Here is a 15,688-nt window from a genome sequence, read left to right as displayed (position 1 = left end):
TAAAGCTGTAAGGTCCCTGCACGCTAGGCTGGACAACGACAGTTCGACGCTCATGAAGGTAAGGACCGGTTAGTGCAAACCCACGAGATCCGCAGGCGATTCCTCGACCACTTCGTCAAGGCCGGCCACACCGAGGTGCCCAGCGCGTCGCTGATTCTCGACGATCCGAACCTTCTGTTCGTCAACGCCGGCATGGTTCCCTTCGTGCCGTTCTTCCTCGGCCAGCAGACGCCGCCATACTCGCGTGCGACGTCTGTGCAGAAGTGTGTTCGCACCTTGGACATCGAAGAGGTGGGCATCACCACCCGCCACAACACGTTCTTCCAGATGGCCGGCAATTTCTCCTTCGGTGACTACTTCAAGAAGGAAGCCATCTCGCACGCCTGGGCGCTGCTGACCGGTTCGGTTGACGACGGCGGCTACGGCATCGACCCGACGCGCCTGTGGGCCACTGTCTTTCACGATGACGACGAAGCATTTGCGATCTGGCGCGACGAGGTCGGCGTGCCGGAAGAGCGCATTCAGCGCCGCGGCATGAAAGACAACTACTGGTCGATGGGCATCCCCGGACCGTGTGGGCCCTGCTCGGAAATCTTCTACGACCGCGGCGCCGAGTATGGCGTAGAGGGCGGCCCGGAAGCCGACGAGGATCGCTACATCGAGATCTGGAACCTCGTGTTCATGCAGAACGAGCGCGGCGAAGGCACCACGAAGGGTGACTACCCGATCCTCGGACCCCTGCCGAAGAAGAACATCGATACCGGCATGGGCGTCGAGCGTGTTGCCTTCCTCTTGCAGGGCGTCGAAAACGTCTACGAGACAGACCTTCTCCGTCCCGTCATCGAGAAGGCCGCTGAGCTGACCGGCAGCGTGTACGGCACCGATCACACGTCCGATGTTCGTTTCCGCGTCATCGCCGACCACGCCCGCACCGCCGCGATGCTGATTGCGGACGGCGTCAATCCCGGCAACTACGGCCGCGGCTACGTGCTACGCCGGTTGCTTCGCCGCATCGTGCGCTCGGCCAAACTGCTCGGCAGCGAGCAGCCCACCATGCGCGAGTTCATGATCGTCGTCCGCGACACCATGGCTCCGTCGTACCCGGTTCTCGAAACCGACTTCACGCGCATCGAGAATGTTGCCGTCGGTGAGGAAACAGCGTTCCTCAAGACTCTGGCATCAGGATCGGCCTTGTTCGAGAACGCTGCCGAGACGGTCAAGTCGTCCGGAAAGTCGGTCATTGCCGGCGACCAGGCATTTGCCTTGCACGACACTTACGGCTTCCCGATCGACCTGACACTCGAGATGGCGTCCGAGGCCGGTCTCACCGTCGACGAAGACGGCTTCCGCACCCTCATGGCCGAGCAGCGCAAGCGCGCCAAGGACGACGCTCAGGCTCGTAAGCACGCGCATGCCGACCTCACGGTCTACAAGGAACTGCTCGATCGCGGTCCCACCGAGTTCACCGGCTTCAACGAACTGGTCTCCGAAGCTCATGTCCTCGCGCTCATCGTCGACGGCGTTCGTGTGCCGGTCGCCAAGGCGGGGCAGTCGGTTGAGGTCATCCTTGACCGCAGCCCGCTCTACGCAGAGTCCGGTGGACAGATCGCCGACATCGGATCGCTCACGGCGCCGGGACTCGAAGCCAAGGTCAACGACGTTCAGAAGATCGCCAAGAAGGTCTGGACGCACAAGGTCACCGTCCAGAAGGGCGAGATCACCGAAGGCGACATCGTTCTCGCACATGTCGACGCCGAATGGCGTAAGGGTGCAACCCAGGGACACTCCGGTACCCACATGGTGCACGCAGCGCTGCGTCAGGTGCTCGGCCCCAACGCCGTTCAGGCCGGCTCACTCAACAAGCCCGGCTACCTCCGCTTCGACTTCTCTTGGCAGGGTGCGCTTTCCGAGTCCCAGAAGCAGGACATCGAAGTTGTCACCAACGAGGCTGTCGCGTCCAACTTCGCGGTCAACACGTTTGTGACGGACCTCGACAAGGCCAAGTCGATGGGTGCCATGGCACTCTTCGGTGAGAACTACGGCGACGAGGTTCGCGTCGTCGAAATCGGCGGCCCGTTCTCGATGGAACTCTGCGGCGGCACGCACGTCGGAAGTTCCGCTCAGATCGGTCAGGTCACTCTGCTCGGTGAGCAGTCCGTCGGCTCCGGCATCCGCCGTGTCGAGGCGTACGTCGGTTTGGATTCCTACCGTTATCTGGCCAAGGAGCGCGCGCTTCTGGCCGGACTGTCCGCATCGCTCAAGGTTCCGTCCGAAGAGGTTCCGGCTCGCGTCGAAGCGCTTGTCGAGCGTCTCAAGGTGGCCGAGAAGGAACTGGAGCAGACCAAGGCCAAGGCTGTTCTGGCTGCAGCCGGTGAGTTCGTCGACAAGGCCAAGCGCATCGGCAGTGTGCTCGTGATCGCAGAACCTGCACCCGCCGGTGTCGGAGCCAACGACCTGCGCACGCTCGTCACCGACATCAAGGGTCGCCTGGGCTCGGAGCCCGCAGTGGTCGCATTGCTCGGCGACACCGACGGCAAGGTGCCCTTCGTGGTTGCCACCAGTAAGGCTGCGCAGGCGCTCGGCGTGAAGGCAGGCGACCTCGTCGGCTCGTTCGGACCGAAGATCGGTGGTCGAGGCGGCGGAAAGCCCGACATGGCTCAGGGGTCGGGTTCCGACGCCTCCGGAATCCCGGCGGCGCTCGATGCGATCCGGGACCGGGTCGCAGAACTGGCGGGCGGCAGCTAACGGTGGCAGCGGCTGTGCAGGGTCCCGATCGCCCCGGCGTCGACGACCCTGGCCGCGGACGCCGCGTCGCGATCGATGTCGGCAGTGTCCGGATCGGGGTTGCGTCCAGCGACCCCGACGGGATTCTTGCGACACCGGTCGAGACTGTGCCTCGCTCGAAGGAACGTGGACCCGACGCGCCGGATATCCGGCGGATTATCGACATCGTGTCCGAATACGAGGCCGTGGAGGTTATCGTCGGACTGCCACAGACGCTGCGCGGCGAGCAAGGCAAAGCCGCCGGCATCGCCACTGCATTCGCAAAACGACTGCAGCGGGCCGTCGAACCGATCCCGGTGAGACTGTCCGACGAGCGACTGACGACGGTCACGGCTGCGCGCAACCTCCGCGAAAGTGGAGTCAAAGCTCGCGGTCAGCGTCCGATGATCGATCAGGCTGCGGCAGTGGAGATCCTGCAAGGCTGGCTGGACGAGCGGAGTAGAGCAGTGAAACCAGGGGAGTCGTCGGGGGACACGCCTGTGTCGGAGTCCGATCGGTGAGCGGGCGGTGGGATGAGGGCGGCTCCGGCCGGCCCACCGGTTCATTCGATTTCGACAACGACGAGACCATGGTCATGCGCGCGCTGCCACAGACCATCGAGCCGCCGCACATGTCCAGGGCTGAGGCGCGCAAACAACGCGAAGCGCAGTCCAAGCGAGCCAAACGGGGCAAGAAGGTCGGTGTCCTCGCGCTCCTTGTCTTGGTGATCGCGGTTCTGGGCGTGGGTGCCTACGGTGCGACGTGGTACATGAACCGCACTCAAGCGGCGGCCGACTACGCCGGGCCGGGCGGGGCGCCCGTCGTGATCCAGATCCTTCCGGGTGAAACTGCCTCGGAGATCGGTGCCACGCTTGCCGAGAAGGACGTGGTTGCCAGTTCGGCGGCGTTCTACAACGCGGCCGTGAGTAACTCGGCGGAGATCCAGAAAGTTCAGCCCGGTTTCTACCAGGTACCTGTACAAAGCAGTGCAGCAGACGCTCTGGATACGTTGGTCACTCCTGAATCTCGTGTCGGCCTGGTCGTCGTTGCCGCAGGGCGTCAACTCCACGACAGCAGCGACGCGCAGACCGGTGCTCTGAAGAAGGGCATCTACAACCTCATCGAGGAAGCCAGCTGCGTCGGATCAGCTAGCGCGCAGACCTGTGTGACGGCCGACGAATTGAATACTGCGGGAGCATCTTCCGATCTCGCGGCGTTGGGAGTTCCCTCGTGGGCGATGTCGTCCGTGCAGGGTGTGCCGGACAAAGACCGTCAACTCGAAGGTCTCATTGCGGCCAGTAGTTGGGATTTCGATCCCACCGCAACGCCGACGGAAATCCTGCGGACCTTGGTCCAAGGCAGCGCTGAGAAGTACGAAAGCACCGGCATTCTGACAGCCGGATCCGGCGTCGGACTCTCGCCGTACCAACTGTTGGTCGCGGCGTCACTGGTCGAGCGTGAAGCTCTGCCCGACGACATGTCGAAGGTCGCTCGCGTGATCGTCAACCGCTTGGCCGTCGATCAGCCGTTGCAGTTCGACTCCACGGTCAACTATTCGCTCGACACCACCGAAGTTGCGACGACGGATGATGATCGCGCGCGAGTGACGCCGTGGAACACCTACGCAATGTCGGGATTGCCCGCGACCCCGATTGCGTCACCGAGCATCGAAGCGCTTCAGGCAGTCGAATCCCCGGCCCCCGGTGACTGGCTGTATTTCGTCACCATCAACATGCAAGGCGAAACGCTCTTCACTCACAGTTACGACGAGCACCTCGCCAACATCGTTCTAGCGCAGGAAAGCGGGATTCTCGACAGTGGTCGGTAGCACCTCAACCGCACGCAAGGCAGCAGTTCTCGGCAGCCCCATTCAGCATTCGAAGTCCCCGTTGCTGCATCTCGCGGCGTACGAGGCCTTGGGTCTGACCGACTGGACCTACGAGCGGATCGAATGCACGGGGGAGCAGTTGCCCGCGCTTGTCGACGGGCTCGGGCCCGAATGGGTTGGGCTGTCGGTCACGATGCCGGGCAAGATCGCAGCCCTCGAATACGCGTCGGAGCGCACTGCGCGCGCCGTTGTCATCGGGTCGGCAAACACATTGGTGCGCATCGACGGTGGATGGCGGGCTGACTGCACCGATGTGGACGGTGTCAGCGGTGCGTTGATCGCCGGCGGTGTCGGTGATCTCACCGGTGCCCCCGCCGTGGTGGTCGGGGCCGGCGGAACGGCTCGGCCGTCGCTGGTTGCCTTGGCGGATATGGGTGTTCGCAACGTGACTGTCGTCGCCCGCGATCCGGGTCGTGCATCGGGCGCCATCGAATGCGGCGCTGCGGTTGGCTTGGACATTGATCTTGTTGCCTTCGATGATCCTCGTCTCGGCGGAATCTGTGCCGATTCGGCAGTTCTGGTCAGCACCGTTCCCGCTGATGCGGCGGCACCCTTTGCCGCGGAACTGGGTAAGGCACCTTTTGTCCTCGACGCGATTTACAACCCCTGGCCGACGCCGCTGGCCTCGGCCGTCGAGGCCGCCGGTGGCACCGTGATCGGTGGCCTGGCGATGTTGCTCAATCAGGCCTTCGGGCAGGTTGAGCAGTTCACGGGTAAGCCCGCACCACGTGAGGCGATGGCTGCCGCTATCGCTTAGTGGTCCTGGTCAGAAGTTCGTCGGGGGTGGTTTCCAGGCGGTGGGGTCGGCGAGGTAGAGCACTCTTTGAGTCCGTCGAGGACGAATTTCGGTACCGCGACCTCACCGGACCGTCTTGCCCTTGGTGGTCCCGCTGTAGTGCTTGCTGCCCAACTGAACCTCGGTGTCGGAGACCGTCAGTCGCGCCCGGGTGAAGTTTATATCGCGGACTCGCAGTGCGATGGCCTCACTCCAGCGGCAGCCACAGTAGGCGAGCACCAGCACAAGGAGCCCGTGCCCGTGACGGTCTGCCTCGGTCGATAGTTGGTCTACGTCTTCGGCCGTCAGGTAGATGTGCCGATTGCAGTCCCGCGGTTATCGGTGAAGGTGGGTACCTGGTCCTCAGGCCGGGGCGATACCGAGTTCCGCACCCACGTACGACATGTCGTCGACGCCCTGGGCATTCGAGAATGCCGTGAAAGCAAGCTCGTTGGGATGTGCCACTCCAGCGACGTCGCGCAAGGTCACCATTGTCCGAACGGCCAGTTCGTGCATGGTGGGATGCGTCGTGTCCCTTCCGGCCGGCGGGCCCAGCCAGATCGGCGCGTCGACAGCCCCGTGGTGATCGGGCGTCCACTGCCACCCGAGAACGCTCATCAGCCGGTTGATTTCCTTCAGGTCCGATCTTGCAGCATCCCCGAAACCGCACGCGCTGTCGATGTCACCACCACCGGAGTTGTAGAACTGTACGTCAACCTGGTTGTTCGATCCTTTTTGAGGGGCATCCAGGATGACATTGCCCAGCCACGGCAAAGTGGCCAGAACCCACTCGAACCGCGTGACGAACTCGTCCCACCCTGAGCACCGTGCCGGAAGGCCGGACAACGTCGGACGGTCGGAAGCGACCTCGCCCACGGCCTGTGTGGGGGTGGGGCCGAAGTTGTTGTAAGAGCTGACGCGGAGCCGGTCAGGAGTCGTACCCAGTCCGTCGCGCAACACCGCGACGATTGCAGCGGCGATCTCGTATCGTTGGTCGTCGGCATTGTGGCGCCATCCCGTTCTCCACTCCCGCGCATACTCCTCGACACGCTGGCCCTCGTGTTCGACGTCGTGATCGCGGCCGATATGGATTTCGACGGACTTCCACAACGGCTGGTCGCGTGGCACCCAACGACCGGACTCACGGTCACGGACCTGGGAAAACAAGGTGGTCCGCTGCGACTGGATCACCGCCCGTAATCGGGCAGCCGTCACTGGTTCATCGGGCACCGTCACCCTGATATCAAGTCCTTTGTCGTCTTCTCGGAACAGGATCCGTTGCCCGGTCAACGTGTCTCGCAGTTGAAGGCTGTCGCCATCCGTCGGCGAAATCAGCGTCTCGTTGTCATCCCAGTCCGGGTACAGCACCAGTTGGATGTCCTCAAACAGACTGGTCCAAACGTCATCAGCCACAACCACTCCCCGTTTCCGAAACCTCCCGACAAACCTACCGACACGCCCCGACACGTACGTTTCCGACGCCAACAAACCATCCGCCTCGGTAGCCGGGCGACAATCTCCAGACTGTCGAACGCACTACATTGCCGCATACCGATCGTTCGGTAACGCTTGGGGTCTGGTGACAAGAAACGGAGCGCTACAACGCCACAGCCACGCCGTTCCAATGGAGCTACACCTGCGGCCACCTGTATAGACACTTGCAGCGCCTTGAGCACGACGCCACACTCCGGGATGCCGCGTGACCCCCGACGAACTTCTGGCGATGACCACTTAGCTTTATCCACAGTGCCGCCGTAGTGCACAGCACGATTTCGTAGGCTGCGGCCGGTCGACGGTCGGCTCATGCTCAATGCCATGTGGATGTTGGTGGGGTTGGCAACTGCGGGTGCTGTTGGCGGTTTTGGTGCGCGTTTTCTTGCTGACGAATGGTTGCGCCGAAGCCTGTATGACGGGATTTCAGTCCGTTGCGGTGTGCCTGAATTATGCGTCGCGGTGGGCTGGTTGCTTGTCGGTGTAGCGACTTCATCTGCACTACAGCTTGTTTCGGGCCTGGCGTTCGTGTGGTGGTGTGTGGCCGTGTCACTTGTCGATGTGTCTGTGCGGCGGTTGCCGAACACTTTCACTGTGCCCGCTTATGGTGTCGTTATCGCCGGCGCCTTGTTTGCGGGAACGCTGTGGGCAGCGCTGATGGGATCGGTAATGCTCTCGGGAATCCACCTTGTGCTGCGCCTGATTTCGCCGCGATCCCTGGGCGCAGGTGACGTGAAGCTGGCACTTCCGCTGGGTGCGATCACGGGGTTGGGTGGTGCGCAGGTCTGGCTGCTATCCGCTTTTCTGGCTCCGGTGATCACATTAGTGGTGGCCGTTCTGCTGGCGCGGCGGTCGCAGGTCCCTCATGGGCCGTCGATGTGCGGCGCCGCGCTACTTGCCTGGACGATCGGGTGAGCGTGTTCAGCGTCCGTAGTGGTAGCGGCACGCAGCGATTCGGATCTGGTCGTCGGAGATTTTGTAAATCAGACGATGCTCGTCAGTGATCCGCCTCGACGAGTATCCGTGAAATCCATGTTTGAGTGGTTCGGGTTTTCCGATTCCTTCGTTACCATTCGCGCTGCTCCTCTCGTTCATTCGTGAGAGCGTCGGTGCGTGAACACCAACGAGTGGGCAGACGACTACCGCCCGCAAGCTAAAGACAGTCCCTTCACTCTCATCGTCGAGGGCGAGGTTTTCACCGTCACGGTGCGCGAAAATGGCAGTGAGGATTACACCTGGGAATCCGGACCGAACAAGAACTACGGGTTCGGTGGTGGCCCAGTGCAGGTGGCCGTTGTTCCGGATGTCGTTGTTCCGGATGGCGAGGTTCCGGACGCCGAGCCGTACCTGTCGACGATTGACGATCACCGCAGGTCGATCAGAAACTTCCTCGGCATGATCGACCCCGAAACCGGGTACATCGAATAAGCACGCGGATGCCGACAATGGCCGAATGATCACTCGTTATCGCCTGGGCTCAACCGGTGGAAGCAACACTCAAGGTCAGGAGGGTGTTGTGGGCAGACCATCGGATTGGGTGCGGGAGGTGACGGGCAGGGCTCCGATGAGGTCACCCGGAGCGCCGGGCCATCCTCGGTCGAAGGAACGGCAGTTTTGGGACCAGATCGCCACAGGCAAGCTTCCTCGCGAGGCAGCTGACGATGTCGGCGTGGGACAACCTGTGGGCCAGCGGTGGTTCCGGCACGCTGGCGGGATGACGCCGTATTCGTGGCCCGCGCCGGCAGGCAGGTACCTCTCTCTGGTAGAGCGTGAGGAAATCGCGATCCTGCACGCCACCGGCCATGGAGTGCGCGCGATCGCGAGTGCCATCGGGAGGAGCCCGTCGACGATCTCCAGGGAGTTACGGCGCAACGCCGCGACCCGGGGCGGCAAGCTCGACTATCGCGCCAGCGTTGCGCACTGGAAAGCCGAGTTGTTTGCCCGGCGCCCAAAGGCCGCCAAGCTGGCTGAGAATGAGCGGTTGCGCGACTACGTTGAGGACCGCCTTTCGGGCAAGATCACCCTACCTAATGAACAGGCCGTCGCCGGACCCGTCGAACGGCAATGGAAAGGCTTGAACAAACCCCATCGTCAGGACCGCCGATGGGTGAAAGCGTGGAGCCCCGAGCAGATTTCGAACCGGCTGCCGATCGATTTCCCGGACGATGAGTCAATGCGGATCAGCCACGAGGCCATCTACCAGTCCCTATTCATCGAGGGCCGCGGTGCGCTGCGCCGCGAACTCATCTTGTGCCTGCGAACTGGTCGTGCTCTTCGGATGCCACGCGCGAGAGCGAAACGCGTTGCCTGGGCCCACGTGACACCGGACGTACTCATCAGCAAGCGTCCCGAAGAAGCCGACGACCGTGCGATTCCCGGACACCACGAAGGAGACCTCATCATCGGTACGGACAGGTCCGCGATCGGCACCATCGTCGAGCGCACAACCGGGTACACCACCCTCGTGCACTTGCCTCGGGAACAAGGGTGGCGAGCGCAACCGATCACCAAGACCGGGCCGGCACTGTCAGGCTACGGCGCAATCTCGATGAACAAAGCACTGGCACAAGCGCTGGCGTCGATGCCCACCGAACTCAAACGCTCGCTGACCTGGGACCGAGGAAAGGAAATGTCCGCGCACACCCAGTTCACCATCGACACCGGGCTGAAGGTCTACTTCGCCGACCCGCACAGTCCGTGGCAACGAGGCGCTAACGAGAACACGAATGGACTACTGCGCCAATACTTTCCGAAGGGAACCGATCTCTCGCGATGGAACCCAGACGATCTCGCGGCAGTCGCACACGCTCTCAACACCCGACCGCGTAAGCGACTCCAATGGCGAACCCCCGCTGAAGTATGGGACGAACACCTACGATCAATTCAACAGCAACGTGTTGCTTCGACCAGTTGAATCCGCCTCGTCAATCGTCGTCAGAGTGCGTGTCAGCGGTGTCTGGAAATTGACCCCTTCGCAACCCGAAACTCGCAAACGGTTCGGCGTCGGCGTTCTCAGGTGATCGTGCGATACGAGGATCTTTCGCAAACACGCTGGTTAGGGCGGCCAAGAGTCGAGGCATTCACTAATCAATGCTGGTTCATCGTGAACAGCACACGGCAGGCGGCTTATCTATTGGGATACCGGTGCAACGAAAGCCAGTGGATCACCGGGCGTGTGCGACTTCGGAGAGGATGGTGTCGTTTCGGTCGGAGGATTCGTTGGCGGCACGGTAGACGATCGACACCGCGTGGGCGGTCGCCGGACCAGCGAGTGCGATTGGTCCGAAGATCATCCAACGAATGACATCGGGGAGAGGTGGAGTGGAAGAAGCGGCTGGCGACTCGAGTAACAAGAAGTTGGCGATCGCGCCGAGTGCTCCGAGCAGTCCGAGCGCTGCCACTGATGATCGTCGAACCCACTTGTTTTCGGAGAACACCACAACAGCACCGAGTGTCAGTACCGAGATGACCGTCATAGCGGTGACTATCCAATACTCGGAAGGCTGTCCATCGCGGACTGCGAACGATGTGGACAAAGTCGCGGAACCGGTCAGCATCGCTGCGCCCCACAGCAGTCCGACGATCAGGATGAACCTACGCATGGGACTAGCCTTCGATCTGGTGCAATTCTCAGACGAAACGGACGCTTCGGATGTCATGGGCAGATCTTTGCATCGGGTACCGACAGGGGCCTCTGGGGTCGATGTGCTGTCGTAGACGAGCGGGGACTCAGAAGTCGCGATTGGTCAACTGTCAACGGTTTTCAGAAGGCTGACCAAAGTACCGGTTACCGCAGGAGATGCCAGTCGGGGCTGGGATGAAGATTGAAAAGCCTTTCGTGTCAGCCGAATCGGAAACGATTGACCTTATGGAATGTGGTGAGTGCGCCAGTCCCGTGCGAACGTGTCCAGCGTGGCGGTCAGTGTTCGTCGTAGTGCTCACCATGTGCGGCGTGTCGATGGCCATCGTGGACGTAGTCCGTGTGATCGCCGTGCGGAACGGCGACGTGGCCACACCCTTCGCCGTGGACGTGATCATGGCCTTCGTGTACGACGTGCTCCGACGTCTCACATTCGTCGACATGATCGCCGTGGGGACGATGTAGGTGCCCGTCGTGCGCATAATCGACATGGTCACCGTGCGGAACGGCGACGTGGCCGCACCCTTCACCATGGCTGTGTTCATGTTCCGAGTGTTGTTGATGTTCTGTTGTCATCGAAAACCCTTTCACTGGAAGAATCAGTCAGGCGATGGTGAACGCTGCCTGCCGTGTGCGATCTTTTGCCGGTGAGACACGCTTGCCGCGTTCAGGAGTTGTGTCACTTCCGGTCTCCCGACGTGGGGCAGACGGCCTTGCCGTCGCCGTTGAAATGAGGCGGCGTCGCACGGTTGCAATCTGATCTGACGGTGTCGACATTACTCCGGTGCGCCGCAGGACATGCGGAAACTGTGGAGTCGCGGCGTCCTGAATTTCGGTATAGGCGTTGCGAAGTCGCTACATCGGATGATGGTCCGGTGTAGCGACTTCGCGAAGCGCAATGATCGGTTGCGTATGCGACTTCAGCTGGGTATTCTGATATGCAACCAAAGGTTGCAGAAGAGGTGCCGGTATGGAGTACGGACAAATCGAGCGGTCAATCTACGTCGACGCCGCACCCGACGTGGTTTACGAGGTCATCAGCAGTCCTGAGCATTTGAAGGAGTGGTGGTCCGACGAGGTTGTCGACCTGGAACCGGTTCCGGGCTCTGTCGGCGAACTCGTGTGGGGAGAGCGGACCTCGCCTGACAGTCATGTTGCCCGGATCGAGGTGGTCGACGCTGCGCCACCCCGATTGTTTTCATTCCGATGGGCTCACTTGTCCGATGACGCGGTGCCCCCAATGAACAGTCTGTTGGTGACATTCGAACTCAGTCCATCGGGAGAGGGCACGACGCTGCGTATGACGGAAACCGGGTTCCGTGAAATGGGCTGGGAGGTCGCAGTTCTCGAGGAGCAGTACAACTCTCACGTCGAGGGGTGGAACCGGCACCTGCCGCGGCTTGTCGAGTGCGCAGCCCGACTGGGTGCGAGCGGATGAGCCTTATCGACGACGACCTCTGGACAGCGATCGGGGACCCCACACGCCGACGAATGCTCGACTTGCTGTTGGCAAATGGGGAGGGGACGGCGACCACTCTGAGTGAACAGCTACCCGTAACCCGTCAAGCTGTCGCGAAACACCTCGGCACTCTCGACCGCGTTGGTTTGGTACATGTCACGCCCGCCGGCCGGGAGAGGCTCTACCGGGTCGATGCCGCGCAACTCGCCCGCGCCGTAGCGCAGCTGAATGCAGTCGGTTCGTCGTGGGATGCCCGGTTGCAGCGCATCAAACGGATTGCGGAAGCAATCGAACATAACAACCGGAAATGAGAAGAAGGAGGAACCCGCGATGGTCGACATTCTGCACAGGGTTGGGATCAAGTCGTCCTCTGTCGGCGATGTCTACGCAGCGTTGACGACGGTTGACGGTCTGGCCGGCTGGTGGACCAGCGATACGGACGGAGATCCGAATATCGGAGGCACGCTTCAATTCCGCTTCGGTGAAGGCCGGATTGATATGAAAGTGGTAGAACTCCAGCCCGACAAACGAGTGCTGTGGGAGGTGACCGCAGGGCCGGAAGAATGGATCGGGACCCGCGTGGTGTGGGACCTCCGACGCGACGGCGATTTCACCGTCGTCCTCTTCGCGCATGAAGGGTGGAAGGAGCCGGTGGAGTTTCTGCACCATTGCAGCACCAAGTGGGCGCTCTTCCTGATGAGCCTGAAGTCGAAGGTCGAAACCGGCACTGGCGCACCGGATCCCCGCGACGTCAAGATCGACAACTGGAACTAGGTAGTGGAGTAGTTCCGCTCCTGCCAGGCGCGGTAGACCTCGATTGCGCCGTCGTGGGGTTGGTAGTCCATCGGTAGTCTGCGCTCAACCGGGTCCTTGGCGAATTCTCCGTAGAAGGTGCTCAGTTCGAAGTACTTGCGGTCGTCGACGTAATACGGTTCGTAGTCGGTGCGTTGCGTGAGGAATACGACCCGGTCCGGACTGCAGTAATAGAGCGAACCGAGGCACATCGGGCAGGGATGCGCGAGCACATAGATGGTGCACCCGGTCAAATGCTCGGTGCCCAGTGTGGTGCAGGCGGCACGGATCGCGAGGATCTCCGCGTGCGCTGTCGGGTCGTTCGTCTGGGCCACCAGGTTGGGGCTTTCGGCAAGGATCTCACCGTCGCGGGCGATGACGGTGGCGAAGGGCCGGCCGCCCTCGGCGACATTGGCATTCGCGATATCGATGGTTCGTTGAATAGGGTCCATGACAGTCCTTGTCTGACAGTGTGTTTCAGGAAGGTGTTCAGGGGCGGCGGCCTCGGGAGCAAGGCCGCCGTCACGCCGAAGCTAGAAGGGCTTGGTCGGCAGGTACTTGCCGTCGAGCGTGATGACCGCGCGCTCGCCGCCATCCGGATCGGCAACCTTCTTGATGTCGAGCTTGAAGTTGATTGCACTGATAATGCCGTCGCCGAACTGCTCGTGCACCAATGCCTTGAGGGTGGTGCCGTAGACCTGAAGCATCTCGTAGAAGCGGTAGATGGTCGGGTCGGTGGGCACGCCGCCGGGGATGGAACCGCGCAGAGGGATGGTCTGTAGCAATCGCACCGCGTCCTCGTCCAGACTGAGCTTGTCCGCGACGACCTTCGCGGCGTCGGCGGGAAGTGCATGCTGACCGAGGAGGGCTGCGGTTACAAAGGCCACACTCAGCCCCGTGCCGTCGGTCAGTTCCTGCCAGGACAGGTCTTTTCGGGCCTTGGCGTCGATGACGGCTGCGGTGAGTTCTTCGCGGGGTCCTTGGGTGAACTGTGACTGAATCATAATGATTTCCTTCTTTATTTTGGGTGGGGGATCAGGCGGGGACGCCGGGCATTGTTGCCGCGGCGCAGGTCTGGGGGTGTTCGACGAGCGAGACGAACCGGCGGGTGCCGCCGTCGAGGGCTTCGATCGAGCCGGTTTCGATGTCGTAGACCCAGCCGTGCAGGTTCAGTCGACCTTGTTCGAGTGCGAGAGCGACCGAGGGGTGGGTTGCGAGGTTGGTCAACTGGGCGATGACGTTCTCGTGGACCAGTGCGTTCAGTTTCTCGGCTGCCGAGCCGTGCGTGCGGGCGGCGTTGACGACCCTCGCGGAATCTGCGTGCTGGAGCCAGTGCGCGACGGCCGGCATCTCGTCGAGGGGCTTGCCGGTGGAGATCGCCGTCATCGCGCCGCAATCGGAGTGGCCGAGGATCACGATGTCGGTGACACCGAGAACTGCGACCGCGTACTCGACGGTGGCGGATACGCCGCCCGGTTCCGGCCCGTACGACGGGACGATGTTGCCGGCGTTGCGGATGACGAACAGATCGCCGGGTTCGCGTTGGGTTACCAGTTCCGGGACCACTCGGCTGTCAGAGCAGCTGACGAATAGGGCCTGCGGGTTCTGAGTCGTCGCGAGTTCCTTGAAAAGTCCGGAGCGTTTCTGAAAGGCGTCCTTCTGGAATGTCATAAAGCCGTTGATGATGTCGTGCATGTTGCCTCCTTGCAATGGTGATGACTCAAGGATGACCTCGATGGTCGATAGTGTCCAAGACTTGTTATTCATTACCTCGATAGACAGTGCCTATAGTTCTAGTTATGGAGCTACGTCATATCCGTTATCTGCTTGCGGTCGCCGAACATGGAAACTTCACCCGGGCGGCGGAGTCGCTGCATGTGTCGCAGCCGACTCTGTCCCAGCAGATCAAGCAGCTCGAATCCGCTCTGCGGGTGCAGTTGCTGGACCGGTCCGGGCGGACGGTGCGAACCACCGACGCCGGCGAGGCTTTCCTGCATTACGCGCGGCGAGCTCTGCAGGATCTGGATGCCGCCGAGCGCGCGATCCACGATGTCCAGGACCTCAGTCGCGGCTCGCTGAGGCTGGCGACGACGCCCACCTTCGCGGCCTACCTGGTGGGTCCGTTGATGGACCGATTCACGACGCGCCACCCAGGCATTGCCGTCACCGTTCAGGAGATGACTCAGGACCGAATCGAGGCGGAGTTGGCACGCGACGGACTCGACGTCGGCATTGCGTTTGCGGACGTGCGCTCGGAGGAGATCGAGAGCGAGTCGCTGTTTGTCGAAACTCTCAGTCTCGTTGTCGGTGAAGAGCATTCGCATGCCGGTCGGTCGAAACCGCTGCCTGCGAAGACACTGGAGGATCAGGCACTGGTGTTGCTCAGCAGTGATTTCGCGACGCGGCTTCACATCGATCGGTACTTCAAGCAGCAGGACATCACACCTCGGACGGCTATCGAGGTCAGCTCGATCGGCGCGATCGTGGAGATCGTCCGCCGCGGCAGTCTCGCGACGGTGCTGCCTGACGCGATCACCCTCGAACAACGGGGCCTGTCCTCGATTCCGCTGTCACCGGCATTGCCCCCGCGTACGGTGGCCCTGCTCCGACGGAAGGGTGCCTATCGCACGGCCGCGGGCCGGGCCTTCGCCGAAATGGCCTCGACCTGGGACCACCTAAACGGGTGGCCCGGGTGAGGCTCATCTGCTCATGTGCAGACCGTCGATTCACGAGCTGTCGCTGCCTTAGGCAGTGACAGGAGCGCATTGACGCCCGGGACCATCGTCACTATTACCGAACCCGGTCGGAATGTCCGGCGAGCCTACCCAACGGGAGTACCGGCCGGCCGATACCGTCGCCCGACGTCGGAAATATCCGATT

At 61.9% G+C, this 15,688-nt stretch carries 18 protein-coding genes and 1 pseudogene; 11 read left to right on the top strand and 8 right to left on the bottom strand.

Annotation, left to right across the window (positions count from 1 at the left end; all coding sequences use genetic code 11):
- The first annotated feature begins 72 nt into the window (after positions 1-72).
- The 4 genes from alaS to R4P64_RS17940 are packed head-to-tail and all read left to right on the top strand — an operon-like array spanning position 73 to position 5,408.
- On the top strand, positions 73-2,745 hold the full coding sequence (alaS, locus tag R4P64_RS17955) for an alanine--tRNA ligase (protein ID WP_033236183.1): 2,673 nt from the start codon (positions 73-75) through the stop codon (positions 2,743-2,745).
- A 2-nt stretch (positions 2,746-2,747) separates the two neighbouring features.
- Complete coding sequence (ruvX, locus tag R4P64_RS17950; RefSeq protein WP_033236184.1) at positions 2,748-3,284, top strand: Holliday junction resolvase RuvX; 537 nt, start codon at positions 2,748-2,750, stop codon at positions 3,282-3,284.
- Positions 3,281-4,591, top strand: a complete 1,311-nt coding sequence (locus tag R4P64_RS17945; RefSeq protein WP_317822033.1) for an endolytic transglycosylase MltG — start codon at positions 3,281-3,283, stop codon at positions 4,589-4,591. The genes ruvX and R4P64_RS17945 overlap by 4 nt, the downstream gene beginning before the upstream one ends.
- On the top strand, positions 4,581-5,408 hold the full coding sequence (locus tag R4P64_RS17940; RefSeq protein WP_033236186.1) for a shikimate dehydrogenase: 828 nt from the start codon (positions 4,581-4,583) through the stop codon (positions 5,406-5,408). Before R4P64_RS17945 ends, R4P64_RS17940 begins: the two co-directional genes overlap by 11 nt.
- A 102-nt stretch (positions 5,409-5,510) precedes the next feature.
- Here R4P64_RS17940 and R4P64_RS17935 read toward each other — a convergent pair whose 3' ends face one another.
- A complete protein-coding gene (locus R4P64_RS17935) occupies positions 5,511-5,666 on the bottom strand; it encodes a hypothetical protein (protein ID WP_342393904.1) in 156 nt (51 codons plus the stop codon).
- Between the two features lie 123 nt (positions 5,667-5,789).
- Positions 5,790-6,839 carry a TY-Chap domain-containing protein gene (locus tag R4P64_RS17930; protein ID WP_317822030.1) on the bottom strand — a complete coding sequence of 350 codons (1,050 nt, stop codon included), beginning with the start codon at positions 6,837-6,839 and terminating at the stop codon, positions 5,790-5,792.
- Positions 6,840-7,229: 390 nt separating this feature from the next.
- Between R4P64_RS17930 and R4P64_RS17925 the strand changes: the two genes are divergently transcribed.
- Positions 7,230-7,832: an A24 family peptidase gene (locus R4P64_RS17925; RefSeq protein ID WP_317822029.1), complete on the top strand. Its 603-nt coding sequence runs from the start codon at positions 7,230-7,232 to the stop codon at positions 7,830-7,832.
- A 6-nt stretch (positions 7,833-7,838) separates the two neighbouring features.
- Here the strand turns inward: R4P64_RS17925 and R4P64_RS17920 are convergent.
- Positions 7,839-7,991 (bottom strand): annotated as a pseudogene (locus R4P64_RS17920) (Txe/YoeB family addiction module toxin); the annotation flags it as partial.
- Between the two features lie 39 nt (positions 7,992-8,030).
- On the opposite strand from R4P64_RS17920, the gene R4P64_RS17915 reads away from it, so the two are divergent.
- Together R4P64_RS17915 and R4P64_RS17910 are read left to right on the top strand one after the other, a co-directional pair.
- On the top strand, positions 8,031-8,345 hold the full coding sequence (locus R4P64_RS17915; protein ID WP_317822028.1) for a hypothetical protein: 315 nt from the start codon (positions 8,031-8,033) through the stop codon (positions 8,343-8,345).
- Positions 8,346-8,481: 136 nt separating this feature from the next.
- Positions 8,482-9,831, top strand: coding sequence for an IS30 family transposase (locus R4P64_RS17910; RefSeq protein ID WP_317822026.1), 1,350 nt, complete (start codon positions 8,482-8,484; stop codon positions 9,829-9,831).
- Between the two features lie 250 nt (positions 9,832-10,081).
- On the opposite strand, the gene R4P64_RS17905 is transcribed toward R4P64_RS17910, so the two are convergent.
- Together R4P64_RS17905 and R4P64_RS17900 are read right to left on the bottom strand one after the other, a co-directional pair.
- On the bottom strand, positions 10,082-10,519 hold the full coding sequence (locus tag R4P64_RS17905) for a hypothetical protein (protein WP_317822025.1): 438 nt from the start codon (positions 10,517-10,519) through the stop codon (positions 10,082-10,084).
- A 317-nt stretch (positions 10,520-10,836) separates the two neighbouring features.
- Positions 10,837-11,133, bottom strand: a complete 297-nt coding sequence (locus tag R4P64_RS17900; protein ID WP_072782512.1) for a hypothetical protein — start codon at positions 11,131-11,133, stop codon at positions 10,837-10,839.
- A gap of 394 nt (positions 11,134-11,527) precedes the next feature.
- On the opposite strand from R4P64_RS17900, the gene R4P64_RS17895 reads away from it, so the two are divergent.
- Genes R4P64_RS17895 through R4P64_RS17885 form a run of 3 tightly spaced genes read left to right on the top strand, consistent with a single transcriptional unit; the run spans position 11,528 to position 12,790 of the window.
- Positions 11,528-11,995: an SRPBCC domain-containing protein gene (locus R4P64_RS17895; RefSeq protein ID WP_045067585.1), complete on the top strand. Its 468-nt coding sequence runs from the start codon at positions 11,528-11,530 to the stop codon at positions 11,993-11,995.
- Positions 11,992-12,327 (top strand): ArsR/SmtB family transcription factor, encoded by a 336-nt coding sequence (locus tag R4P64_RS17890; RefSeq protein ID WP_045067587.1) that lies wholly within the window; start codon positions 11,992-11,994, stop codon positions 12,325-12,327. Before R4P64_RS17895 ends, R4P64_RS17890 begins: the two co-directional genes overlap by 4 nt.
- Before the next feature lie 19 nt (positions 12,328-12,346).
- Positions 12,347-12,790 (top strand): SRPBCC family protein, encoded by a 444-nt coding sequence (locus R4P64_RS17885; protein ID WP_141485833.1) that lies wholly within the window; start codon positions 12,347-12,349, stop codon positions 12,788-12,790.
- On the opposite strand, the gene R4P64_RS17880 is transcribed toward R4P64_RS17885, so the two are convergent.
- The 3 genes from R4P64_RS17880 to R4P64_RS17870 form a co-directional block, all read right to left on the bottom strand.
- Positions 12,787-13,260, bottom strand: coding sequence for a nucleoside deaminase (locus R4P64_RS17880; RefSeq protein WP_317822021.1), 474 nt, complete (start codon positions 13,258-13,260; stop codon positions 12,787-12,789). The genes R4P64_RS17885 and R4P64_RS17880 overlap by 4 nt on opposite strands.
- An 81-nt stretch (positions 13,261-13,341) precedes the next feature.
- Positions 13,342-13,812: a cyanase gene (cynS, locus tag R4P64_RS17875; protein WP_092808134.1), complete on the bottom strand. Its 471-nt coding sequence runs from the start codon at positions 13,810-13,812 to the stop codon at positions 13,342-13,344.
- A 31-nt stretch (positions 13,813-13,843) separates the two neighbouring features.
- Entirely contained in the window at positions 13,844-14,503 is a 660-nt protein-coding gene (locus R4P64_RS17870) for a carbonic anhydrase (RefSeq protein ID WP_095887833.1), read from the bottom strand.
- 104 nt (positions 14,504-14,607) lie between these two features.
- Between R4P64_RS17870 and cynR the strand changes: the two genes are divergently transcribed.
- The gene (gene cynR / locus R4P64_RS17865) at positions 14,608-15,504 is read left to right on the top strand and encodes a transcriptional regulator CynR (protein WP_141485831.1); all 897 of its coding nucleotides are present in this window, start codon (positions 14,608-14,610) and stop codon (positions 15,502-15,504) included.
- The last annotated feature ends 184 nt before the right edge of the window (positions 15,505-15,688 follow it).

Origin of the sequence: Rhodococcus sp. IEGM 1366 (assembly GCF_033142425.1) — a bacterium.
Lineage (GTDB): Bacteria > Actinomycetota > Actinomycetes > Mycobacteriales > Mycobacteriaceae > Rhodococcus_F > Rhodococcus_F globerula.
This window is presented reverse-complemented; position numbering and strand designations above follow the sequence as displayed.

Coding starts and splice junctions, on each gene's coding strand:
- R4P64_RS17925 (WP_317822029.1), top strand. CDS start 7,230: ATGCTCAATGCCATGTGGATGTTGGTGGGGTTGGCAACTGCGGGTGCT.
- cynS (WP_092808134.1), bottom strand. CDS start 13,812: ATGATTCAGTCACAGTTCACCCAAGGACCCCGCGAAGAACTCACCGCA.
- R4P64_RS17870 (WP_095887833.1), bottom strand. CDS start 14,503: ATGCACGACATCATCAACGGCTTTATGACATTCCAGAAGGACGCCTTT.
- R4P64_RS17885 (WP_141485833.1), top strand. CDS start 12,347: ATGGTCGACATTCTGCACAGGGTTGGGATCAAGTCGTCCTCTGTCGGC.
- cynR (WP_141485831.1), top strand. CDS start 14,608: ATGGAGCTACGTCATATCCGTTATCTGCTTGCGGTCGCCGAACATGGA.
- R4P64_RS17905 (WP_317822025.1), bottom strand. CDS start 10,519: ATGCGTAGGTTCATCCTGATCGTCGGACTGCTGTGGGGCGCAGCGATG.
- R4P64_RS17895 (WP_045067585.1), top strand. CDS start 11,528: ATGGAGTACGGACAAATCGAGCGGTCAATCTACGTCGACGCCGCACCC.
- R4P64_RS17910 (WP_317822026.1), top strand. CDS start 8,482: ATGAGGTCACCCGGAGCGCCGGGCCATCCTCGGTCGAAGGAACGGCAG.
- R4P64_RS17900 (WP_072782512.1), bottom strand. CDS start 11,133: ATGACAACAGAACATCAACAACACTCGGAACATGAACACAGCCATGGT.
- R4P64_RS17890 (WP_045067587.1), top strand. CDS start 11,992: ATGAGCCTTATCGACGACGACCTCTGGACAGCGATCGGGGACCCCACA.
- R4P64_RS17880 (WP_317822021.1), bottom strand. CDS start 13,260: ATGGACCCTATTCAACGAACCATCGATATCGCGAATGCCAATGTCGCC.